Annotated in this window: 21 protein-coding genes, 1 tRNA gene and 1 other RNA gene; 8 read left to right on the top strand and 15 right to left on the bottom strand. The window is 44.8% G+C overall.

Features of this window, described 5'->3' with window-relative positions; translation table 11 throughout:
- Positions 1–147 precede the first annotated feature (147 nt).
- From ffs to HMPREF1150_RS02180, 3 genes are all read right to left on the bottom strand, one after another.
- An RNA gene (ffs, locus tag HMPREF1150_RS11895) (signal recognition particle sRNA small type) lies at positions 148–233 on the bottom strand.
- A gap of 34 nt (positions 234–267) precedes the next feature.
- Positions 268–738 (bottom strand): tRNA adenosine(34) deaminase TadA, encoded by a 471-nt coding sequence (gene tadA / locus HMPREF1150_RS02175; RefSeq protein WP_032905702.1) that lies wholly within the window; start codon positions 736–738, stop codon positions 268–270.
- Between the two features lie 245 nt (positions 739–983).
- Positions 984–2276, bottom strand: coding sequence for an adenylosuccinate synthase (locus HMPREF1150_RS02180; RefSeq protein WP_009660170.1), 1293 nt, complete (start codon positions 2274–2276; stop codon positions 984–986).
- 297 nt (positions 2277–2573) lie between these two features.
- Between HMPREF1150_RS02180 and gshAB the strand changes: the two genes are divergently transcribed.
- From gshAB to HMPREF1150_RS02195, 3 genes are all read left to right on the top strand, one after another.
- Entirely contained in the window at positions 2574–4826 is a 2253-nt protein-coding gene (gshAB, locus tag HMPREF1150_RS02185) for a bifunctional glutamate--cysteine ligase GshA/glutathione synthetase GshB (RefSeq protein ID WP_032905726.1), read from the top strand.
- Positions 4827–5067: 241 nt separating this feature from the next.
- Positions 5068–5913, top strand: a complete 846-nt coding sequence (locus tag HMPREF1150_RS02190) for a membrane protein (protein ID WP_009660218.1) — start codon at positions 5068–5070, stop codon at positions 5911–5913.
- Between the two features lie 24 nt (positions 5914–5937).
- Positions 5938–7194, top strand: a complete 1257-nt coding sequence (locus HMPREF1150_RS02195; protein WP_002907849.1) for a toxic anion resistance protein — start codon at positions 5938–5940, stop codon at positions 7192–7194.
- A 76-nt stretch (positions 7195–7270) separates the two neighbouring features.
- Here HMPREF1150_RS02195 and HMPREF1150_RS02200 read toward each other — a convergent pair whose 3' ends face one another.
- Positions 7271–8089: an ADP-ribosylglycohydrolase family protein gene (locus tag HMPREF1150_RS02200; protein ID WP_009660149.1), complete on the bottom strand. Its 819-nt coding sequence runs from the start codon at positions 8087–8089 to the stop codon at positions 7271–7273.
- Between the two features lie 111 nt (positions 8090–8200).
- Here HMPREF1150_RS02200 and hslO point away from each other — a divergent pair, with 111 nt between their 5' ends.
- Together hslO and dusB are read left to right on the top strand one after the other, a co-directional pair.
- On the top strand, positions 8201–9073 hold the full coding sequence (gene hslO, locus HMPREF1150_RS02205) for an Hsp33 family molecular chaperone HslO (protein ID WP_009660165.1): 873 nt from the start codon (positions 8201–8203) through the stop codon (positions 9071–9073).
- Complete coding sequence (dusB, locus tag HMPREF1150_RS02210) at positions 9060–10037, top strand: tRNA dihydrouridine synthase DusB (protein WP_009660226.1); 978 nt, start codon at positions 9060–9062, stop codon at positions 10035–10037. The genes hslO and dusB overlap by 14 nt, the downstream gene beginning before the upstream one ends.
- 40 nt (positions 10038–10077) lie before the next feature.
- Here dusB and HMPREF1150_RS02215 read toward each other — a convergent pair whose 3' ends face one another.
- The 9 genes from HMPREF1150_RS02215 to HMPREF1150_RS02255 form a co-directional block, all read right to left on the bottom strand.
- Positions 10078–10827 carry a DUF6287 domain-containing protein gene (locus tag HMPREF1150_RS02215; RefSeq protein ID WP_082730211.1) on the bottom strand — a complete coding sequence of 250 codons (750 nt, stop codon included), beginning with the start codon at positions 10825–10827 and terminating at the stop codon, positions 10078–10080.
- A 160-nt stretch (positions 10828–10987) separates the two neighbouring features.
- Positions 10988–11776: an NUDIX hydrolase gene (locus HMPREF1150_RS02220; protein WP_009660146.1), complete on the bottom strand. Its 789-nt coding sequence runs from the start codon at positions 11774–11776 to the stop codon at positions 10988–10990.
- Between the two features lie 54 nt (positions 11777–11830).
- Positions 11831–12646 (bottom strand): nicotinamide riboside transporter PnuC, encoded by an 816-nt coding sequence (gene pnuC, locus HMPREF1150_RS02225; RefSeq protein WP_009660237.1) that lies wholly within the window; start codon positions 12644–12646, stop codon positions 11831–11833.
- 21 nt (positions 12647–12667) lie between these two features.
- Positions 12668–13726, bottom strand: coding sequence for an AAA family ATPase (locus HMPREF1150_RS02230; protein ID WP_009660168.1), 1059 nt, complete (start codon positions 13724–13726; stop codon positions 12668–12670).
- 186 nt (positions 13727–13912) lie between these two features.
- Positions 13913–14314, bottom strand: coding sequence for a DUF4430 domain-containing protein (locus HMPREF1150_RS02235; RefSeq protein ID WP_009660206.1), 402 nt, complete (start codon positions 14312–14314; stop codon positions 13913–13915).
- A complete protein-coding gene (locus tag HMPREF1150_RS02240; protein WP_009660144.1) occupies positions 14298–14783 on the bottom strand; it encodes a hypothetical protein in 486 nt (161 codons plus the stop codon). The genes HMPREF1150_RS02235 and HMPREF1150_RS02240 overlap by 17 nt, the downstream gene beginning before the upstream one ends.
- Before the next feature lie 40 nt (positions 14784–14823).
- Complete coding sequence (locus HMPREF1150_RS02245; RefSeq protein ID WP_083842682.1) at positions 14824–15567, bottom strand: DUF4272 domain-containing protein; 744 nt, start codon at positions 15565–15567, stop codon at positions 14824–14826.
- Between the two features lie 93 nt (positions 15568–15660).
- Entirely contained in the window at positions 15661–18090 is a 2430-nt protein-coding gene (locus HMPREF1150_RS02250) for an ATP-dependent Clp protease ATP-binding subunit (protein WP_009660142.1), read from the bottom strand.
- Positions 18091–18555: a CtsR family transcriptional regulator gene (locus HMPREF1150_RS02255; RefSeq protein ID WP_002899234.1), complete on the bottom strand. Its 465-nt coding sequence runs from the start codon at positions 18553–18555 to the stop codon at positions 18091–18093. It lies immediately after the preceding gene.
- A 146-nt stretch (positions 18556–18701) separates the two neighbouring features.
- On the opposite strand from HMPREF1150_RS02255, the gene HMPREF1150_RS02260 reads away from it, so the two are divergent.
- The gene (locus tag HMPREF1150_RS02260) at positions 18702–19190 is read left to right on the top strand and encodes a hypothetical protein (protein WP_198002704.1); all 489 of its coding nucleotides are present in this window, start codon (positions 18702–18704) and stop codon (positions 19188–19190) included.
- A 103-nt stretch (positions 19191–19293) separates the two neighbouring features.
- Here HMPREF1150_RS02260 and tsf read toward each other — a convergent pair whose 3' ends face one another.
- Positions 19294–20337 carry a translation elongation factor Ts gene (gene tsf / locus HMPREF1150_RS02265; protein ID WP_009660251.1) on the bottom strand — a complete coding sequence of 348 codons (1044 nt, stop codon included), beginning with the start codon at positions 20335–20337 and terminating at the stop codon, positions 19294–19296.
- A 72-nt stretch (positions 20338–20409) separates the two neighbouring features.
- Positions 20410–21192: a 30S ribosomal protein S2 gene (rpsB, locus tag HMPREF1150_RS02270; protein ID WP_002902077.1), complete on the bottom strand. Its 783-nt coding sequence runs from the start codon at positions 21190–21192 to the stop codon at positions 20410–20412.
- A gap of 307 nt (positions 21193–21499) precedes the next feature.
- On the opposite strand from rpsB, the gene HMPREF1150_RS02275 reads away from it, so the two are divergent.
- A tRNA-Cys gene (locus tag HMPREF1150_RS02275) sits at positions 21500–21570 on the top strand.
- Between the two features lie 129 nt (positions 21571–21699).
- Entirely contained in the window at positions 21700–22392 is a 693-nt protein-coding gene (locus HMPREF1150_RS02280) for a hypothetical protein (RefSeq protein ID WP_002916678.1), read from the top strand.
- Positions 22393–22486 lie beyond the last annotated feature (94 nt).

Here is a 22486-nt window from a genome sequence, read left to right as displayed (position 1 = left end):
CGTTCGAACTAGATTCACTGCTCCAATATTCATCTGCGCCTTTCAGGCTTGATTGATTAAATATTGGAACCTAGTTTTCGCTTCGCTCAAACTGCGTCAATGTCTCTAAACTCATCTTCCTCCTTCGGAGTTGATTCGTTAAGAGGCATAGAAAAAGAGCACACAGCTTACTTCGCTTAGGGCTGCTGGATTCCTCCCCTGACCCGCTTCACGCAAAACTGTTGCTCCACTAATTAGTATAACACAAACTTTTGATTTTGGCTAATTTTATTTTTTCCTTCTCTGTCTGAAAAATTCCTGCATGATTTGAGCGCATTCTTCTTGGAGAACACCTGTCTCCACCTCTACTCGGTGGTTAAGGCGCTCATCTGTCAAAATATCATAAAGGCTGCCAGCTGCTCCAAACTTTTGATTTGCTGCTCCGTAAATCACATGAGGAATGCGTGCCAGACCGATTGCTCCGCTGCACATGACACATGGCTCAATAGTCACAAAAAGCGTTGTGTCCAGCAAACGCCAGCTATTTTCATGCTGATTTGCCTCTTCGATAGCCATAATCTCCGCATGCATAACAGCCCGCTGCAGCTCCTCACGTGCATTGTGACCGCGGCCAATAATCTTACCTTCTTTAACCAAGACACAGCCGATGGGAATTTCATCATGAGCTAGGGCAGTCTCCGCCTCCTTCAAAGCTTCCCTCATAAATGCTTCTTTTTCTTCAATCGTGTAATTCATCATTGCCTTTCTAAATCTATAGTCGTCTATCTCATTATACCACAAGCCTGCTGCACTTCTCAGAAAAAGTAAAAGCCACCACTTGGGTGACTTTCAGGAGATTATTATGAAAAAAGTTTAGGATTTTTAAACAAAGTTAGGAGGTCTTTGTTTATGCTGTTAGTATAAAATATATATCTTAAATGAATCTTAAGATGGAATTTTCCTACAAAAAAGCACAAGAAGCAATTTCCTTGTGCTGACTTTTTTTACAAATTAGACCAGACGCTTTCCAAGATATTGGTCTGCTCGCGGCCAGGACCGACTGAGAAGGTAGAAATGCGAACGCCAACCAACTCACTCACTCTACGAACATAGTTGCGGGCATTTTCTGGCAAGTCTTCCAGACTGCGAACACCTGTGATGTCCTCTGACCAGCCTGGCAGCTCTTCGTAAATCGGCTTGCAACGCTTGAGCTGTTCCAGACTAGCTGGGTAATGGTCAATGCGCTGACCATCCAAATCATAGGCTACACAAATCTTGACTGTATCCAGACCGCTCAAAACATCGATGGAGTTAAGCGAAAGATTGGTAATCCCTGAGACACGGCGGCTATGACGCATGACAACAGAGTCAAACCAGCCTACCCGACGCGGACGGCCAGTGGTAGTGCCATATTCGTGGCCGATATCACGAATCCGATTGCCTACTTCATCGAAAAGCTCTGTTGGGAATGGTCCATCTCCGACCCGACTGGTGTAGGCCTTGCAGACACCAACTACCTTGTCAATCTTGCTCGGACCAACACCGGAACCAATAGTCACTCCCCCCGCAACTGGGTTAGATGAAGTTACAAATGGATAAGTACCTTGGTCAATATCCAGCATAACCCCTTGAGCCCCTTCAAAGAGAACTCTCTTGCCTTGATCCAGCGCATCGTTGAGGATAACAGAAGTGTCCGTCACATACTGCTTAATTTGCTGACCATATTCATAGTATTCTTCAAAAATATCATCAAAGCTGATTGCTGTACTATCGTACAATTTCTCAAAGAGGCGGTTTTTCTCAGTTAAATTCCGCTCCAAGCGCTCTCTGAAAATATCTTTATCCAAAAGGTCAGCGATGCGGATACCGACACGAGCAGCCTTGTCCATATAGGCAGGACCGATTCCCTTGATTGTCGTCCCGATTTTATTGTCACCTTTTGCTTCTTCCTGCAGGCGATCCAGCTCGATATGGTAAGGCAGGATGACATGCGCTCGATCAGAGATACGAAGGTTATCTGTCGTCACACCTTCCTCATGCAGGTAGTTCAATTCTTTGACCAGAGATTTAGGATTGACCACCATTCCATTTCCAATGACAGAGATTTTTTCTGGGAAGAAAATCCCTGACGGAATCAGGTGCAGCTTGTACTTCTTGCCGTCAATCACGATAGTATGGCCGGCATTGTCACCACCCTGATAGCGGGCAATCACTTCGGCATTGGCTGAAAGGAAGTCTGTAATCTTCCCTTTTCCTTCATCTCCCCACTGGGTTCCTACAACAACTACTGATGTCATAATTTTGTCTGAGCTGAAGCAGCTCGTCCTTTCTTGAAAAGCAGGCAGGAATCTCACCTGCGATTATGTTTTATACCTCATTATATGAAAAATTTAACAATTTTTCAAGATGGGATCCATTCTTGATTTGCTTTTTCCCTTTTGAAAACGAATTAAATTTTCAAAAAATCTGTATTTTCTGAAATTTGTTAGTTTATTAAAAATAAAAGTTCGGAATTTTTGTAAAATCGTAGCGGAAATTTGTTTTCTTTTTCCGTTTGTAATAGACTAAAATTACTACCATAGGACGGTGAAATGATGACGATTAATCAATTATTGCAGAAACTGGATACAGCAAGCCCCATTCTCCAAGCGACCTTTGGTCTGGAGAGAGAAAATCTGCGGGTAACAACTGACGGACACTTAGCTCAAACTGCCCATCCGAGTCAGCTGGGTTCCCGCAATTTCCACCCGACCATCCAAACAGACTTCAGCGAGCAACAACTGGAACTAATTACACCTATCGCTCACTCGACTAAGGAAGCACGACGCTTGCTGGGAGCTATCAGCGATGTGGCTGGCCGCTCGATTGACCAGAATGAACGCCTCTGGCCCATGTCCATGCCACCACAGCTGACGGAAGAAGAGATTGCCATCGCTCATCTGGAAAACGACTACGAACGCCACTACCGAGAGGGTTTAGCGAAAAAATATGGCAAAAAACTACAGGCCATCTCTGGCATCCACTACAACATGGAGCTAGGAAAAGATCTGGTCACTTCTCTCTTTCAAGTCAGCTCCTACCATTCACTCAAGGACTTTAAAAATGACCTCTATCTCAAGCTGGCTCGAAACTTTCTGCGTTTCCGCTGGATTTTAACCTATCTCTACGGGGCTGCCCCTTGGGCAGAAGCCGGTTTCTACAGTCAGGAAATTTCCCAGCCTATCCGCTCTTTTCGTAACAGCGACTATGGCTATGTCAATGACGAGAATATTCAGGTATCCTACGCTTCTTTGGAACAATATATAACTGATATTGAAAACTACGTTCAGTCAGGCGAGCTCAGCGCTGAAAAAGAATTTTACTCAGCCGTTCGCTTCCGAGGACAGAAGCACAATCACGCCTATCTGGAGCAGGGTATCACCTATCTGGAATTCCGCTGCTTCGATCTCAATCCTTTTGACCATCTAGGCATCAGCCAGGAAACCTTAGATACTGTGCATCTTTTTTTACTAAGCCTGCTCTGGTTAGATGATGTAGAAAATGTAGATACGGCATTAAAAGCTGCCCACGACTTGAACCAAAAAATTGCTTGTAGCCACCCACTGACTGCCCTGCCAGATGAGGCAGACAGCTCAGCCCTGCTCCAAGCCATGGAAGAGCTCATCCAGCATTTTGAACTGCCAACTTACTACCAAAGCTTGCTTCAGCAGCTTAAGGAAGTACTACTAAATCCTCAGCTAACCCTATCTGGCCAGCTCCTGCCTCATATCCAGCAAGATTCCTTAATGGCCTTTGGACTAGACAAAGCAGAGGAGTATCACCGCTATGCTTGGACTGCTCCTTATGCCCTCAAAGGCTACGAAAATATGGAACTGTCCACCCAGATGCTGCTCTTTGATGCTATTCAGAAGGGGCTGAATGTCGACATCTTAGATGAAAACGACCAATTTCTCAAGCTTTGGCATGGTCACCATGTGGAATATGTCAAGAACAGCAATATGACCTCCAAGGATAACTATGTCATCCCTCTGGCCATGGCCAATAAAACAGTCACCAAAAAGATTTTGGCTGCAGCTGACTTTCCTGTTCCGGCTGGAGCAGAGTTTTCTTCCCTAGAGGATGGACTGGCCTACTACCCTTTGATTAAGGACCGACAAATTGTCGTCAAACCCAAGTCAACCAACTTCGGACTGGGCATCTCTATCTTCCAAGAACCAGCTAGTCTGGAATCTTATCGCAAGGCTTTGGAGATTGCTTTTTCAGAAGACACTGCTGTCTTAGTCGAAGAATTTATCGCTGGAACAGAGTACCGCTTTTTTGTCTTAGACGGTCAGTGTGAGGCAGTCCTCTTGCGAGTAGCAGCCAATGTCGTCGGAGACGGTCAGCATACTGTGAGAGAATTGGTTGCCATCAAAAATGACAATCCGCTGCGGGGCCGAGATCATCGTTCACCACTTGAAATCATTGAACTGGGCGACATTGAACTCCTTATGCTGGACCAGCAAGGCTATGGACCCGACGATATCCTGCCTGCTGGAGTCAAGGTTGACTTGCGGCGCAATTCTAACATCTCTACCGGCGGAGACTCGATCGATGTCACAGACAGCATGCACCAGTCTTATAAGGAACTTGCTGCGGACATGGCAAAGGCTATGGGAGCTTGGGCTTGTGGCGTTGACCTAATCATCCCTGACAGCTCTGCTATTTCCACAGAGGAAAATCCCAACTGTACCTGCATCGAGCTCAACTTCAATCCCTCTATGTATATGCACACCTATTGTGCTGAGGGACCGGGACAAAGCATCACCCCTAAAATACTAGCCAAACTTTTCCCAGAAATGGACTGATAAAACACGAATCGCAGGGTATTCCTTGCGATTTTTGTTTGAATATGAATACTTGAGAGAAACGAAGAAGCTTTCGTTCTAGAAACAACGCTTGCTTTATTGAGAGGAAGCAAATGCCTTCCTGAATTAAGCAAATATAAAAAATGGTCTCAATATATAAAATCATTTCAATCTTTATCCTTCAAAAACCAGCTTTTATGTTAAAATAGAGATATCACATTGAGAAGAAAGAGAAACGTCCATGTCTAGGAGAAATGATGATTCCAACCAGCAACCAGAATGGTTTAGCTGGATTTGGATACTTGTATTTGTATTTGGTTCTGGAGCTGTAGCCAGCTATCTAATTCCCATAGCTATTCTGGGGGCTATTGGATACGGACTCTATCGCCACCAAAGCCAGAAAAAAGTTCGGATTGAAGCAAAGCAAGCCAGCATTGGCCGTATTGAAGATTTAAAATCAGAGATTGGTCATGCTGACCGCCGCATTAAAGAATTGGAAGGCTACCAAGAAGATGGGGACCAAGAAAGCTATCAGAATTTAGCACTAGAAATTCTTCCCCAGCTAACCTATATCAAAAATGCTGCTAACGACCTACGGGGAGAAATTCCTACTTCGGTCTACCAGCGAATCCAGACCAAAATTCGTACTGTCACCGATGAAATCGATGAACAACTGAAAAAGATTGAACGAGAGAAAAAACGAAAAGAGGCTCAGCCTAAGAAAACTAGTCTAGAAGAGCTAGCCCCAGAATTGGTCGCTACAGTTCACAATATTCAGATTGACCATGAAGCCATTCTTCAAAAAATCTCTCAATCCGAAAGCAACAACAAGGAAGAGCTGACTGCCATTCATCAGTCCCAGATGGAGCACTACGAAGATATTTTAGAAGGCTACCTCAAAATCAAAGCTTCTCCCAAAGATTTTTACAATGCAGAGGAGCGGCTAGCCAAGGCCAAAGCTGCTATCGAGCAGTTTGACTTAGACCTAGACGAAGCGCTGCGCCAGTTAAATGAAGCTGATTTGAGGGACTTTGACATTAGCCTGCGCATCTTAGACAAGGAAAAGCAAACAGAAACTGGCCTTTAATCTATATAAACCAAAGGAGAAACTATGAGCCAAGAATTTAATTTTGACATTGATAAAATTGCCAACAATGCCATCAGCAAAAGTGATAAAACAACAGAAATCATCGAGGCCAATACGACTCAAGAAAATGGCCAGCTAACTTTTCTGGAAAAGCTGACTCCTGAGCAACAGAGTGCGATTACGGCTAAAGCCCCTCAGCTTGTGGATAATTTCGTATCGGACCAAAATGCCTTGCTAGACTTTGGCCAATCTGCTGTAGAAGAGGTCAACGGTACTGTCAATCGTATCTTAGCCGAGCAGAAAAAATTACAGATTCCCCAGGTAGATGAGCTTTTAAAAAATACCAATAAGGAACTCAATGGCTTTGTCGCAAAATATAAGGATGCTCAAGTAGCAGAACTGGACAAAAAGCCTAATTTCTTGGAAAAACTCTTCAAACAGAGCAAAAATACTCTTCAAGAATTCTATTTTGACTCACAAAATATTGAGCAGAAAATGGACGGCATGGCTGCAACAGTCGTCAAACAAGAAGATGTTCTGGCTCGCAATATTGTTTCTGCTGAAATGCTGATTGAGGATAATACCAAATCGATTGAAAACCTAGTCGGAGTTATTTCCTTTATCGAAGCTGCTCAGCAAGAATCTGGCAATCGAGCGCTCAAACTGCAGGCTGAAGTTGCTCAGTTAGATATGACAACCGTTGACTACCAAGTCAAATCGCAAGAATTAGCCCGAATGACAGAGGTGGTCAATACCTTAGAGCAGCAACATACTGAATATGTCAGCCGTCTCTATGTAGCTTGGGCGACAACGCCTCAGATGCGTAATCTGGTCAAGGTTTCCTCTGATATGCGCCAAAAACTTGGAATGCTCCGTCGCAATACCATTCCAACTATGAAACTGTCTATCGCCCAGTTAGGCATTCTCCAGCAATCCATGAAGTCTGGTCAGGTAGCTGACGCCATTTCTAATGCGAATAACGCTGCCCTGCAAATGCTCGCCGAAACGAGCAAGGAAGTCATTCCTCAGCTGGAGCGGATTTCTCAAAGTCCTACTATCGCTGTTGAGTCTGTCACTAAGCTGGCAGAAAGCCTTGTCGCACAAAACCAAGGCATTATCGAAGCTATTGATAAAGGGCGGGAAAAACGCGCTCTGCTAGAAGCCACTGTTATCCAGTCTGCAGAGACCATCAACAACTCTGTCAAACTACGTGATCAAAAGATTATCCAAGCCCTGTTGGACCAAGGCAAGGAAGCCCAGAAAGAATTAACTACAGAATAAGTAGAAGAGCCTAGGTGGCTCTTTTACTGTTTTACTTTTTAAATGATCAATACAGTCCTGTCTTCCGATTATCCCTTTAAAACAAGCAGCTTTCCAGTAGTTCTTTATTGCGCAGCTGGGCTAACCAGTTGTCAGGAATCCCTTCCAAACCATAGATGATACCAGCCAGACCGCCAGCAACTGCTGCTACTGTATCAGTGTCATCGCCTAGATTAACAGCTTTCAGGACGGTTTCCGGATAAGAAGTGCTAGTCAGCAGACACCACAGTGCTGCTTCCAAGGTATCCACCACATAGCCACTAGAGCGAATGTCGTCTTCTGCTAACTCTGCTAAAGTTTGCAAACGAGCATAGGTCGTACTAGTCTCTAAGCCTGATAGTATTTCCTCTAGTTGCTGGCCTTTTAAGAGCCTACGAGCAATATCCACATAAAGCTGGCAGGCCTCTACGGAAGTCGCATGGGCATGTGTAATACTGGAAACAGCTTCAATATCAGACCGACTAGCTGCCGTAAAGGCTAGGGGCAGAATCCGCATCAAAGAACCATTTCCATTGGAATATTCATCAGATAGACCGTGTCCCCTTGTCAATGCTTCGCGAGTCGCATTTCCTACATCGAAGGTCAAACCATCTGGTGTGTATGCTCCCTCGAAGAGCCAATTTTTAAACCTCTGCTGCATATCGGCAGGGTCAATCTTACCTTTTTCCCTGATAGAATCACAGGTCGCCAAAACAAGGCTAGTATCATCTGACCAAGTACCAGCCGGCTGCTGATGGCTGCCATAGCCCACCATCTCAATCGCTTTAAAACTGCCTCGGGTTAAAAATTCATACGGAACGCCTAATGCATCAGCTACTGCCAGACCATAGACTGCCGATTTCAAAGATTGGTTCATGTCAGCCTCCTTTGTTTTATTATACTATTTTTGATCTTAAAATTCTTCCTAACCCCAAAAGACAAGCACAGTCATGCGCTTGTTTTTCTATTTTGTGTTAAAATAAAAGGTATGGACAAAATTATCAAAACTATCTCAGAAAATGGTTCTTTCCGAGCTTATGTGCTGGATAGCACAGAGACGGTTCGGACCGCTCAAGAAAAACATCAAACTCAAGCAAGCTCTACCGTTGCACTTGGCCGCACACTGATTGCCAGTCAGATTTTAGCTGCAAATGAAAAAGGCCAGACTAAGATTACCGTCAAGATTCTCGGGACCAGCTCACTAGGCGCGATTATCACAGTGGCAGATACCGAGGGCAATGTCAAAGGCTATGTGCAAAATCCCGGTGTAGATATCAAAAAGACTGCCACCGGTGAGGTTCTAGTTGGTCCTTTTGTCGGCCAAGGAGAATTCCTCGTCATCACGGACTACGGTACAGGCAATCCTTACAACTCCATGACCCCTCTCATCTCTGGAGAAATCGGCGAAGATCTAGCCTTCTACCTGACCGAAAGCCAGCAAACACCTTCCGCAGTTGGCCTCAATGTCCTCTTGGATGAGAATGATAAAGTCAAGGTTGCTGGCGGTTTCTTGGTACAAGTTCTGCCTGGTGCCAAGGAAGCTGAAATCGCCCGCTTTGAGAAACGAATCCAAGAAATGCCCGCTATCTCAAAACTGCTGGAATCCGATGACCATATCGAAGCTCTGCTGGCTGCCATCTATGGTGATGAGCCATACAAACGCCTGTCTGAAGAGGAAATCCGCTTCCAGTGCGACTGTAGCAAAGAGCGCTTCATGAATGCCTTGGCTACCCTGCCAAAGGCTGACTTAGAAGAGATGCGTGACCAAGACCAAGGAGCTGAAATTATCTGTCAATTCTGCCAGACAGCCTATCACTTTGACCAAAATGACCTGGAGGAACTGATTCGTGACAAATCTTAATACCCCTTTTATGATTGGGAATGTTGAAATCCCCAACCGCACAGTTCTGGCGCCTATGGCCGGCGTAACCAACTCTGCTTTCCGTACCATTGCCAAAGAGCTAGGAGCAGGCCTGGTCGTCATGGAAATGGTCTCTGACAAGGGCATACAGTATAACAACGAAAAAACCCTCCACATGCTCCACATTGATGAGGGAGAAAATCCCGTTTCTATCCAGCTTTTTGGTAGCGACGAAGATAGTTTAGCACGCGCAGCGGAATTTATCCAAGAAAACACCAAGACGGATATTGTCGATATCAATATGGGCTGCCCGGTCAATAAAATTGTCAAAAACGAAGCTGGGGCTAAATGGCTCAAGGATCCTGAGAAAATCTATAAAATCATCAACAAGGTCCAGTCCGTTCTGGATATTCCTCTGACAGTCAAGATGCGGACGGGTTGGTCCGACAGCTCACTAGCTGTAGAAAATGCTCTGGCAGCTGAAGCCGCTGGAGTCTCTGCCCTGGCTATGCACGGTCGCACCCGTGAGCAAATGTATACTGGTCATGCCGACCTTGAGACCCTGCACGATGTAGCCCATGCTCTGACTAAGATTCCTTTTATCGCTAACGGTGATATCCGCAGTGTCCAAGATGCTAAACAGCGTATCGAGGAAGTCGGCGCCGATGCTGTCATGGTAGGCCGAGCTGCTATGGGAAATCCCTACCTCTTTAATCAAATCAACCATTATTTTGAAACCGGCGAAGTCCTACCAGACCTCAGCTTTGAAGATAAGATGAAAGTCGCCCATGACCACCTCTCCCGCTTGGTAAATCTCAAAGGAGAATATGTAGCTATCCGCGAATTCCGGGGCCTAGCTCCGCACTATCTGCGCGGTACTGCCGGAGCAGCCAAGCTCCGCGGTGCTATTTCACAAGCTGAAAGTCTGGCTGAAATTGAAGAACTCTTACAAATTCAAAAATAAAAACAAAAGGAAGCCAATTGGACTTCCTTTTTTGTTCTGTTTAGGGTTGAGTCACTACAACGCTTGTTACTGAGCCGTCTGCTCCTGTTGTAATCTGCAGATTGGCATTGCCTTGCCCGCTTAACTGCGCATTGTATTTGCCATCATCCAGTGTATAAGAGTAGGAAGCAATGGAATAATTATCTGTCTTTCCATCTGCAGACTGGACTGTGAATTGACCATTACCTGATACAGTCACAGTATTTCCATTGGCATCCTTCCAAGTACCAGCAGCCGCTGAGAAATCCCCATCCACCATAGTCAAGACACCTTTATAGCGAGCATTGCTGGCTGCCTGTTTATTCTGAAGCTGGCGATTGCTTTCGGGTGCTTGGGCTGGTTGAGTTGCTTGATTCTGAGTGTTTTGTCGACCTGAGGCTTGCTGTGGCTGCGTTTGTTGGACTTGAGGAGCTTCGACAGTAGACTGTTGCTGACTGGCAGGAGCTTGGGCTTGTCCAGGCTGGCTAACTGCTCCTTCTGAAGAAGCGCTATTGCTAACCTTAGGAGAAGCGCTGACCTTACTGGATGACGCAGCTTTTGAGCTAGAAGAAGCTTGAACAGTCTTGCTAGAACTAGCACTTGTTGCACTTTCTTCTTTCTTACCACATGCCCCTAAAAGCAAACTAGAAGCCAGAACTGCAGCCGCCATCATTTTTGTATAAGTACGTGTTTTCATCTTTTGTCTCCTTGTAACATTAAGAAATCTTTTTGTAACATTATTGTAACACTGTAATTTTTCTATGTCAATCATTTATGCAAAATTCTTAAAAAATTTTTTTACTCAAGCGAAGTTCTGTTTCTCAATCTGTTTCTTTTGTCATGAGAAACTCGCTCCTACATATCTATTCGTAATTAAAAACGAAAAAACAGGACAAATCTGTCCTGCAAGAGAAATATATAATCAACTTTCTTTAATCTGATTTTTCTACCTTCAGCCGATACACTTTTCTCGGCTTCTTCTTTGGCACGCGCTTAACGCCTGCCTCCTCTAGGTATTCTCCAAATTTCACTAGAAAATTATTGCTGACAATAGGTCGTTTAGGCGTGATGAGATTGACCAACTCAGTCCCTTCATAAACAGTAAACGGTGATTCCAGCAGATGGAGAAAAGTTGGATTCCAGTCCAGTCGTCCCTGAATCCGCTTGATAGATTCCAGCAGGATTTGGTAGTGGTCAAAGGCAAAATCCTCTGCTGTCAGGAGCCGCTCACCGTCTCTAAAACTCCTTGTCTTAAAATCTACATCAAGAAAGGTGACTTCCTTGGCATCATCGCCAGCTTGTACTTGGTCTACTGCTATGGCCGGCAGATAGACCAGATGGGCAATAGTGATGACCCAACCTCGCGGATCACGCCCAGGAGTAGATACCGTCATCAGCTGCTCCACCTTTTCCAGCGGTATCTCCAGCCCCACCTCTTCCTTGACTTCCCGAATGCAGGCCTGATAGGCATCCTCATGCTTGTCTACAAAACCTCCGACCAAAGCATATTTATTTTGATAAGGGTGGGCCTTGCGCTTGATGACCAAGAGTTTTATCTGACCTTCTACGAAGCAGTATGCCACCATATCTGCTGTTACGCTGGGCGTCTCGTACTTTGGCAAATCCTGTGTCTTGTACCATGCCAAAAAGGCGGACTCATCCGCCATGGTTTCATAGTACTCTTTTTCCGACATTCCCGCTGGGATATCCTGTTTGGTCATGAGTTTCTTCCTTTCCTAAGCTATCTTTTTCTATCAAAAATCTCAAGCCTTGGTCTAAGCTTTCTTCACCGCCTTGGTCCACTGATACCATCCGACGATACTATTGAGGGTATAAACCCAGTACATAGCCTGGATATGAAGGTTGCTACCCCACCAGAGATAAATACTGAAGAGATTGGTCGCAATCCAGAAAAGCCATTGCTCGCGATAGAGACCAGTCATAAGAAGCTGACCGATACCATTGGTCGCATCTGTCACACTATCACGGAAAGGCCGGTGACTGTGAATGCTCTTATAGGCGAAGCCCATACCAATCCAAATCAAGGCAGTCAAGGCCAAATATTTAAGCCAGCCACGCCAGTCTAACTTCTTAGCTTCAAAATGAGATGGCTCTTCCTTATCTTGTTCATTGACCCGGTTGGACAGCCAAGTATAAAGGCCAATCGGCTGCATGATAAAGAAGTAGACTGTAGTCAGCACTTCTCCATAAAAACTAGCATTGAAGGACAATATAAGGTAAATTGCCGAATTAACCGCTCCAAAGAGGTAATTGCTGGCCCGTCCCTCGGCTACTAGAATAACGCAAACGATGCCTGTCCAGGAAGCAAAGAGTCCCAGCCAGTCATGCTGCTTCTGACCACTGGTAAACTCCAGAATGAAAGGCAGACTGGAAAGAGCAAGCAAGTAGAGCCATTGAGTCAAGCTACGCCCGCCAAATAAATCCTGCCAGAACAATTTCGCTATGCCGCTAAAACCTTGTTTTTTAGCTGCGACACAGACATTGCGGAAATTCTGAACAAAGGTTTGAGATTTTTGTTTCAGTCCTGCGTAGAGAGTCGCAGGAGAGAGTTTTTGATTTTTTACTACCATTCTATTTTACCACTTTCTTTTTTAATCTGCTTGATAAATCATGTTGATCGCTTCTTTGGCCGCCTGATAATTGTCCAAATAACTGCCAGCCAGATAGACCGTCGGAATATGAGCCAAGCACTGCTCTTTCAGCTTTTTCAGATAGCTTGAAAAATCACTGCGTATAGCCTCGTCTGCCATACTCATATCGCGAAAGCCATCGTTGACATAGGCCCCAACCGGCTCAGCAAAGAGAATCAAATCCCATTTTTCCTTGGACAAAATGCTGGCAAAGAGATTGTCAAAAGTATCTGTTTCCCCGTCTTGAACCGGACTTTCTTTCAGATAGTAATCATAGTAAGCCTTGGTTACCAGCGAATTTGTATCAGCCACGACCAGACCTCGATTGGCGCTGCTGTCAATCAAGCGGGAGGTCTGAGCATATTGTCCTAAGAGCAGATAATAGTAGTCTTTGGGAGTCAGCTCATCGTCTCGCACATTGTTTTGAATCTGGTATTCCCGAGCATATTCTAGACTAACCGGAGCATCATAGTAGCGAGCCAAATCCTTAGCCAAGGTCGTTTTACCATTGCTGGCGCTACCCATAATCAGCACTTTCTTGGTAAAGTGACGGCGGAAAGGTTGGGCGATATATTTCCAATAACGACTAGAATTTTCCCGAATCATGGTAGCTGAGATACCAAACTGGCGCTCCTGCAAAGAAGTTTTGAAGTCACGCTTTTCTAACTCCTCCTGATAGTCAGCCTCTCCGACAAAGAAAATCAGTTCCTCGCGTTCTGAATCATAGCCCACCAACTCCAATAAAGCCGGCAGCCACTTGTCCCAACCCAGAGGATAGCGAGGAAAAGAAGTTTCGTCCAGTTTGTAAACCTGGGTCAATTCATCATCTGCGAAAGTCTCCCGCGTATATCGAAAACGCTTCTGCAGAGACAGACCCACTTCCTGCCCACGGTCTCCCTGATAACCAGAAACCACCACGCGCACCTTATCATAAGAACGCTTAGCCTTCTGAATCAAATCAATATGCCCTTGATGCAAGGGAGCAAAGGTTCCAAATACGATTGCAATTTTTTCTTTCATAGGTCTATCCTTTTTATTGTTTTTTATATTTTTGCTCTTTCTATGTTTTTATTATAAACTATATTTTTATTTTGTCAATACTTTTTTATAAAATTTTATAAAAATATTTTCAGGCACTTTAAAACTGTATCAAGGGCACAAAAAAGAACCTAATGCCTTGAGCATCAGATTCTTTTTATAAAAGATTTATTGCTGATAGACTTCTTGGTAGAATTCCAGCTTGTCTCCATCCTTGACAGTGATTTGATTGGCTGCCTTAGGAGCCATTTCTCCGTTGACCTTAAACATCCAGTAGAGGCCCTTTGCTTCATCCTGAGCATGACCGTCAATAGAAGTGATAAAACCATCTTTTTCTTCGACCTTATAGGCCTTCTTCAAAGCATCCATAGCTGTCTTTCCTTCTGCAACAGCCACCGTTTTCTCGCTCTTCTCCTGACCTTCTGGTGCAATACTGATGCTGATTTTCAGTTCCTTTTTGACAGAAGAATCAGCTGAGCTAGAGCTTTTGTCAGTATTGGTCTGGCTGCTGCCGCAACCAACAAGGAGAAGGGCCAAAGCAAGTGTGAGCAAACTAAAGATTTTTTTCATTATAGAGCCTCCTTAAAATAGGGTACAAGAGTGGGTAAAAAAACAAAGTGGACAGCCCATGCGCTATATTGAAGGTCAAAGCGTTGATAATCGCATAAGACCACCAGTGATAGTTGTACAGCAAGGCTGTCAGTGTATCGATGGTAATGCCATAGCCAAAGGATAGGAGAGCTGCTGCTATTCCCTGTCCCACTAGATTTAACCGAGGATAGAGCAGCCGCCAAAGGCAAAGAATCAGTCCAAAGGACAGCAACTGAAAGAGGACGATCGGACTCATTCCCAAAAGAAAGGCTGATGTAAACATCGTCACAGCCATCACTAGAAGTGAAGTCTGCAAATCCTCAAAGATAACTATCAGGAAAAAGATAGCTGAGATAGGCTGCACATTGGGTAAAAAGGAAAATGCATAGCGAAAGGCCACACATAGAGCCGATAGGATGGCAATTTTAGCCATTTTACGAGCGGACAAAGGTACCTCCTTTCTAATTGAGTGAATAAGAGAAGTTGGACTAGGTATGCAGCTCAACAGCATCCCAGTCTTGGGCCGTATCCAGCCCCAACAGCCAGTCAAGGCCAGACCGTCTCTCCAGAACAACACTTTCATCAAGGCCTGCCGGTGCTGGCTGGTCATGAATCCGAGCATCGACACAGGCCCAGTGATAACGATAAATCAAATCATCCTCATTCAGTAACTCTTCTAAGCTGCGCGGTTGGCATTTTCCCAGAAATTCCTGAAAGTCAACCGCACTAGCGACTGCGTCAATAGCAGCATCACAATCACAAATCTTATCTGGAAACGGCAAAGCATCTACTAGACCCAAGTACCAAATCAAGGACCAATAGGCCTCGTATTTCCAAACCATATTGATGATAGCTGCCGGGTCGGCACGATCTTCCAAGACTGCCCTTTCTTTGGGCGTCAACTCTTCCTGCACCCCGTATTGCTGCAGTTTATCCTGCAGCCACTGGCGGCTCTCCTCATTATAATTATTATTTTCGATATCCAAGGCCGCCTGAATAATCAAGAGGCTGGTAATAGCTCGACGCGCAATTTCTTCTAGCGAGCGCGGCCGCACCTGCTCAGCACTTTCGATGACCGGCAAATGCTCAATGTAAGGAATACCTTCCTTTTTCAACCGCTGGATACTAGCCGCCTTGCGCTCTTCTGGTGTTTTCAATTTGGCTTTCTTGCCAGCAAACAAATCTTTAAAAAACGACATCTCAGCCTCCAATCCTTCAATTTCCAGTTTTATTGAATGATGAAATAACTGTTCGGTATCTATAGGTATGCTTGCCATACGTGATTAATCTCGAGCATACAATTTCCCATTGCAAGGTTTCGCTTTTTATGCGACTTCGAACTTGAGTTGGCCAGCTTTGACCCCGACCTTAAGAGTCTGACCATTCGTCAAATCTCCTGTCAAGAGGAGCTCAGACAGCTTGTCCTCTACCTGGGTCTGCAGAGTTCGGCGCAATGGCCGTGCACCCATTTCCACATCGTAGCCTTCCTGAGCCAGCAGCTTAAGAGCACTAGCCTGAAACTTCAGCTCAATTCCCTTCTCAGCAAGACTGGCAATGAGCGGTTTGACCATAACCTTGACCACCTCCTGCATATCTTCTGCAGATAAGCTGTGGAAGACTACCTTCTCATCGATACGGTTGATAAACTCTGGTCTATATGCTTTCTTGAGTTCTTCCAGCATCCGTTTTTCCATATTGGCATGGTCCAAGCGAATATCCCGCGCCCCAAAGCCCACCATCTTATCATCCCGCAAACTGGTCGCCCCCAGATTGCTGGTCATGATAATAATCGTGTTGGAGAAGTCCACCTTGCGGCCCTTACTGTCAGTCAACTGACCATCATCCAAAACCTGCAGGAGAACATTGAAAATATCCGGATGCGCCTTTTCCACCTCGTCAAAGAGTAGGACAGAATAAGGTCTGTTGCGCACCTTCTCCGTCAGCTCTCCTCCCTCTTCATAGCCTACATAACCTGGAGGAGCTCCGTTGAGGCGGCTAGCCGCGAATTTCTCCATGTACTCACTCATATCAAAGCGGATGAGGGCAGATTCGTCATCAAAGAGACTTTCGGCCAAGGCCTTGGCTAGCTCTGTCTTCCCGACTCCTGTCGGACCTAGGAACATAAAGGACCCAATTGGCCGCTTGCTGCTGCGGATACCAGACTGATTGCGTCGGATAGCTCGGCTGATAGCTGAAATCGCCTCGTCCTGCCCAATCACGCGTTTATGCAGTTCTGTTTCCAAATTGAGGTATTTCTTCGCATCTGTCTGAGTCAGCTTCTGCACTGGAATACCAGACAAACCGCTAAGGGTCGCCAAGACATCGTCTTCTTCCACTTTCAGCTTATAAAGCTTGGGTTGCTGCTCTTGCTCAAGCAACTTCGAGACTTTTTTGAAATCCGCTGCCATCAAGGCTTGATCCACTGGAGTCAAATCCGACTGCTCGTAATTCTGCGGTCCTCTGTTCTGGACTGTCGCACTAGCCTCGTCCAAAAGATCAATGGCAGAGTCTGGCAGATGCTTGCTAGTCAGATAGCGATGGGCATATTTCACCGCCGTCTCAATAGCCTGATCACTAATCTGCACCTTGTGATGGTCCTCATAGCTCTTTCTCAGACCTTGTAAAATAGCAATGCTATCAGCTACATTAGGCTCTTCTATGCTGACCTTGGCAAAACGCCTAGAAAGAGCAGCATCTTTTTCAATATGTTTCTGATACTCTTCCTGCGTCGTAGCACCAACTGTCCGCAGAGTTCCGCGAGCCAGAGCCGGTTTCAGGATATTGGCCGCATCCAAGGTCGAGTCAATACCGCTGCCAGAGCCCATGATAGTATGCAACTCATCGATGAAAAGAATAACATGACCATCTTCTTCAATGTCATTGATGATGTTATTCATTCGCTCCTCGAAATCTCCGCGAAAGCGAGTGCCAGCGACTACATTCATCAAGTCCAGCTCCAAAACCCGCATCTTGGAAAGTTCAGCAGGAACCTGACCAGCTGCTACACGCTGGGCCAGACCTAAAGCCAGAGCTGTCTTACCAACCCCAGCATCTCCAACTAGCACTGGATTGTTTTTAGTCTTGCGACTAAGAATCTGAACTATCCGTGAAATTTCTTGATCGCGGCCAATGACGGGCTCCAATCGGCCATCTCTAGCCAGCTCCGTCAAATCACGAGTGTAGTCTTCTAGCCCCCCGCTGGTAGAAGCTGGCATCCCCATCATATTAGCCATGGTCTGCTTGGCTGCCATTACTCCCTTATTCAGACTGCGAATAGCCTTGATATCTTCCTTGCCCCAGCCAGCTCGCTGCTCCAAGACCTTTCGCAAATCACTGATTTTCGGTCCCTGCTCCTTATCATCGTAGCTAAAGCCGGTAAATTCCAGAATACGAGAGGCCAAGGTCCCCCGGTCAAATAGCATGGCCAGCAGCACATGCTCAGTACCTACATGCTTAGCCCGAACAGCTTCTGCAATCTGCCCCGCCTCCTCAAACAACTCCTCTAAGCGATAAGAAAAAGGCAGCAGCTCAAAGTGACCGTCTTTCTGATAAGCCTGACCAGTAATCTGAAAAGCCGCTTCTTCAAATCCATCCACTTCCACAGGAAACTCATTGAGGACTGAGCCAGCAACGCTGTAGGGATTATTAGCCAGAGCAATCAGCAGATGCCATGATTCCAGATAATCTGTTGTAAAATGGCCGGCCAAGAGCTGGGCTGCTTCCAAGCTTTCTATTAAGGCTTTTGAGTATTTCATTTATGATTCCATTCCTTTTCTGTCTAGTTGTTGTAAAATCTTTTTTAATATCCGGGCACGAATCACCGCAGCTCCATCGCCCAAAATCGAGTCCGATGCTGTTGACAAGATTAGATTGCCCTCACGTTCAGTCATAATCTTCTCATCAAAAAGAAGCTGAATAACATCTGTGAAAACCTGCTGGCTGACACGCTCTCCCACACTGTCGTACAGGCCGCAAAGCATCTGATGCCGGTCGGAAAATTCAATCTTTCCAATTCGAATATAGCCGCCACCGCCACGCTTACTCTCAACGATATAGCCCCGACTTTCCGTAAAACGCGTCTTAATCACATAGTTAATCTGACTGGGAACCACCTGAAAAACATCAGCCAGTTCACTGCGTTTCAATTCAACCATCCCAGCCTGAGCCAGAATAGACTTGATATATGCTTCAATACTGTCCGATGTGTTTTTTGCACCCATGACTTCCCTTTCCAGTTGAGAATTTCAGAATAAATTTCTTTTTTCCTTGTTTCTCTAACATTGACTATCTTTGACTAATATTATACCGGAAAAATCTCTATTTTAAAAGAAAAAGGGATGACTGAAAGGTCTGACAATTCAAACTAGTGAAAAAGCTTTGTCAGGCTTGTGTAACCGCTTGCTTTTTGCTTTTAAAGCGTTATAATATAGGTGGAAATCCACAAGGAAAAGACAGGCAGAAACTCCTGCCTGCCAACTATCATCTAAACAAGGAGGATAATCCAATGAAAATGGATTGGCTCAACTATTCTCGTCATGTACTCAAATGGCTCTTTGCAGCTCTGAGTATTTTCACCATCTTTTCTGCTGACTATGTTGATATTCCTATCGGAGCTCTCATCGCCTGTCTTTATGCTCCCCTGCTCTTCGAACAGGAGCTGATCAGCAACCGAGTCAAATGGTATAGCTTTCTAATCATGATGATGGTTACTCTTCCCCTTCTGTTTATTACCAAAGTCTATCAGTTTAGCCTAACTTACCCCCAAACAACAGCTCTTCTCTTCATATTGGTAGTCTTGATTTTTACCAATGGCTTGATTGCTCATAAGGAAGAAAGAGAAAAAGCAGCTAAGTGATGCTGCTCACCATTCTAAACTTGATGTTTCAAAATGCTACAAACAAAAGGCCTGAGGCAAATTCTCAGACCTTTTTATCATTCTATTTCTAAGCTAAAAACGATTAGTTTTGACCAAGAGCAGCAGCCATTGTTGCAGCTACTTCGTTTTCAAAGTCGTTAGCAGCTTTCTCGATACCTTCACCAACTTCAAAGCGAGCGAACTCAACTACTGAAGCATTTACTGATTCAAGGTAAGCTTCAACTGTCTTGCTGTCGTCCATGATATAGACTTGTGCAAGAAGTGTGTAAGCTTGGTCAACTTTAGTGTTGTCAAGCATGAAGCGATCCATTTTACCTGGGATGATCTTGTCCCAGATCTTTTCTGGTTTGCCTTCTGCAGCCAATTCAGCCTTGATGTCTTCTTCAGCTTGAGCAACAACTGCATCAGTCAATTGAGCTTTAGAACCGTATTTCAAGTGTGGAAGAGCTGGTTTACCAACCATTGCACGGCTTTCGTTGTCTTGATCGATGACATGGTTCAATTGAGCCAATTCATCTTTAACAAATTGCTCATCCAATTCTTTGTATGAAAGAACAGTTGGTTTCATCGCAGCGATGTGCATAGAGATTTGCTTAGCAAGAGCATCGTCTCCACCGTCAACAACTGAGATAACTCCGATACGGCCACCGTTGTGTTGGTAAGCACCAAAGTGTTGAGCATCTGTCTTTTCAATCAAAGCAAAGCGACGGAAGGAGATTTTTTCTCCAATAGTTGCAGTTGCGGATACATATGCAGCTTCAAGAGTTTCACCTGAAGGCATTGTCAAAGCAAGAGCTTCTTCGTTGTTAGCTGGTTTGCCTTCAGCGATTACTTTAGCTGTTGCGTTTACCAAGTCAACAAATTGAGCGTTTTTCGCAACGAAGTCAGTTTCAGCATTCACTTCAACAACAGCTGCAACATTACCGTTTACGTAAACACCTGTCAGACCTTCAGCGGCAACACGGTCAGCTTTCTTAGCTGCTTTTGCCATACCTTTTTCACGAAGCAATTCAATCGCTTTTTCGATGTCACCATCTGTTTCAACAAGTGCTTTCTTAGCGTCCATGACACCAGCACCAGATTTTTCACGCAATTCTTTGACAAGCTTAGCTGTAATTTCTGCCATTTTTCTTCTCCTATTTTTTAATGTAAATAAAGGAGCTGGGCTGAGCCCTGCCCCTTTAGGTTAGTTTACTGATTATTCGTTTGAACCTTCAACAACTTCAACGATTTCTTCGATAGAATCTGCTTGAGTTTCAGTTTCAGCCAATTCTGCTTCTACTGATTCAACGCTATCTTCACCTTGACGGCCTTCGATAACAGCATCAGCCATTTTCGCAGTGATCAATTTAACCGCACGGATTGCATCGTCGTTCGCTGGGATAATCACATCGATATCATCAGGATCAGTGTTAGTATCAACCATGGCAACCACTGGGATACCTAATTTCTTAGCTTCCTTAACAGCGATTTGCTCTTTATGAGGGTCAACTACGTACATGACGTCTGGGATGCGAGGCATATCTTCGATACCGCCCAAGAATTTTTCAAGACGAGCACGTTGTTTGTTGAGAAGAGCGACTTCTTTCTTAGGAAGAACTTCGAAAGTTCCGTCTTCTTCCATGCGTTTGATTTCTTTCAAACGAGCTACACGTTTTTGGATAGTAGACCAGTTTGTAAGAGTTCCACCCAACCAACGGTGGTTGATGAAATATTGACCTGAACGTTCTGCTTCTTCTTTCACAGCGTCAGCAGCTTGCTTTTTAGTACCAACGAAGAGGATAACTGCATCGTTAGCAGCAGCATCACGCATAAAGTCGTAAGCTTGGTCAGCATACTTTACAGTTTGCTGCAAGTCGATTACGTGGATACCGTTACGCTCAGTGAAGATGTACTTAGCCATCTTAGGGTTCCAGCGACGAGTTTGGTGACCAAAGTGAACACCAGCCTCAAGAAGTTGTTTCATTGAAATTACTGCCATGAGTAAATTCTCCTTTTTGTTTTTTTCCTCTTTTAGATTTCAGCTCGCAGGACCACCCGAGGGCAACAGTCCCACAATTCATCTAAAATGAGTATTTTGCCATTTACACGGCGACCTCTATTATAACAAAAGCGCAGCTCTTTGACAAGGCATTTACCAGATTTTCTTCCGCTAGCCACTATTCCCACTTCTCAGCAGAACATTTATTCTCCAAATTGTTCAGAATAGGAACATCTAATATTTTCTGCTTTGACTATGAAAGACTCTTGACGAAAACAAGTATTTACGATAGAATAATAAGAGTTGCGGCGGTATAGCCAAGTGGTAAGGCACGGCTCTGCAAAAGCTTGATCGTCGGTTCAAATCCGTCTACCGCCTTCATAGATATATTTCCAGAAGCCCACCAAAGGGCTTTTTTATTGCATTTCCTATTGTTTCTAGCAAACTTTGCTGATATAATATTATAAAAATATCATTCATCATCAGCGAAAGGAAAAAAGATTGATTATGAAAAAAGTTAGCTTCTATGCCCTCAGCCTTCTCTCTCTGCTAGCTCTCTCAGCCTGCATGCCTGCCAAGCAGACGCAGCAAAGAAAAAAGACGCCTAGCTCCCTCAAAGCTTCGAAAAGTTCAACCTCAACAAAGGAATCTAGCAAAAAAAGTTCCTCTTCTAGTGAAGATGATGAAGACTACTCTACTTCTTCTAGCTCTAATACTCGCAAGGACCCTAATGCTCAAATCAGCCTAATTGATCAGGGAGAGGCTCTGGAAGCTCTTGGGGATATCCCTGAAATTCCAAAATGGGCTGAATTTAAAACCATAAAAGTTGAGTCCCTTATAGGATCTGCTGGTCCTACTCCCAGCACCAAAGATGAGGTTGTCAGCAAAATGGGACCCGCTGACTCAGATATGGGAAGTGGCGGCTTTTGGCGAGGAACTGATTACAGCATCTTGATAAGTTTTAGTGACCAGGGAGCAGTAACTACCAAGACAGCCAGCCTACCTAATCCTAAGAAAATCAACAATCTCAAGGATGTGCAACCTGGGATGTCCGCGCAGGAGGTCGTTGCTAAACATGGACGCCCAGAAACAATCGCAGTCTTTGGCCACTCAACTGTTTTTGGATGGAAAGGTCAAGATGGCAAAGATTACAGCGTCATGTTCGATCAAGATAAAGTCTATCAGATTGTTGAACCGTAAAATGTAAATTTGCTATTTTAAACTTTAGATTTTATAGAACTCTATTAATTTCTCTACCCAGAACAATCAAATCGTTGGGGTAATGTCTACCTAT

Source organism: Streptococcus sp. AS14 (genome assembly GCF_000286495.1).
In the GTDB taxonomy this organism is placed as follows: domain Bacteria; phylum Bacillota; class Bacilli; order Lactobacillales; family Streptococcaceae; genus Streptococcus; species Streptococcus sanguinis_P.
The sequence above is the reverse complement of the archived record's forward strand: the minus strand, read 5'-3'. Positions and strand labels throughout refer to the sequence as shown.

Coding starts and splice junctions, on each gene's coding strand:
- tadA (WP_032905702.1), bottom strand. CDS start 738: ATGATGAATTACACGATTGAAGAAAAAGAAGCATTTATGAGGGAAGCT.
- HMPREF1150_RS02180 (WP_009660170.1), bottom strand. CDS start 2,276: ATGACATCAGTAGTTGTTGTAGGAACCCAGTGGGGAGATGAAGGAAAA.
- gshAB (WP_032905726.1), top strand. CDS start 2,574: ATGACGATTAATCAATTATTGCAGAAACTGGATACAGCAAGCCCCATT.
- HMPREF1150_RS02190 (WP_009660218.1), top strand. CDS start 5,068: ATGTCTAGGAGAAATGATGATTCCAACCAGCAACCAGAATGGTTTAGC.
- HMPREF1150_RS02195 (WP_002907849.1), top strand. CDS start 5,938: ATGAGCCAAGAATTTAATTTTGACATTGATAAAATTGCCAACAATGCC.
- HMPREF1150_RS02200 (WP_009660149.1), bottom strand. CDS start 8,089: ATGAACCAATCTTTGAAATCGGCAGTCTATGGTCTGGCAGTAGCTGAT.
- hslO (WP_009660165.1), top strand. CDS start 8,201: ATGGACAAAATTATCAAAACTATCTCAGAAAATGGTTCTTTCCGAGCT.
- HMPREF1150_RS02215 (WP_082730211.1), bottom strand. CDS start 10,827: ATGATTGACATAGAAAAATTACAGTGTTACAATAATGTTACAAAAAGA.
- HMPREF1150_RS02220 (WP_009660146.1), bottom strand. CDS start 11,776: ATGACCAAACAGGATATCCCAGCGGGAATGTCGGAAAAAGAGTACTAT.
- pnuC (WP_009660237.1), bottom strand. CDS start 12,646: ATGGTAGTAAAAAATCAAAAACTCTCTCCTGCGACTCTCTACGCAGGA.
- HMPREF1150_RS02230 (WP_009660168.1), bottom strand. CDS start 13,726: ATGAAAGAAAAAATTGCAATCGTATTTGGAACCTTTGCTCCCTTGCAT.
- HMPREF1150_RS02235 (WP_009660206.1), bottom strand. CDS start 14,314: ATGAAAAAAATCTTTAGTTTGCTCACACTTGCTTTGGCCCTTCTCCTT.
- HMPREF1150_RS02250 (WP_009660142.1), bottom strand. CDS start 18,090: ATGAAATACTCAAAAGCCTTAATAGAAAGCTTGGAAGCAGCCCAGCTC.
- HMPREF1150_RS02255 (WP_002899234.1), bottom strand. CDS start 18,555: ATGGGTGCAAAAAACACATCGGACAGTATTGAAGCATATATCAAGTCT.
- tsf (WP_009660251.1), bottom strand. CDS start 20,337: ATGGCAGAAATTACAGCTAAGCTTGTCAAAGAATTGCGTGAAAAATCT.
- rpsB (WP_002902077.1), bottom strand. CDS start 21,192: ATGGCAGTAATTTCAATGAAACAACTTCTTGAGGCTGGTGTTCACTTT.
- HMPREF1150_RS02280 (WP_002916678.1), top strand. CDS start 21,700: ATGAAAAAAGTTAGCTTCTATGCCCTCAGCCTTCTCTCTCTGCTAGCT.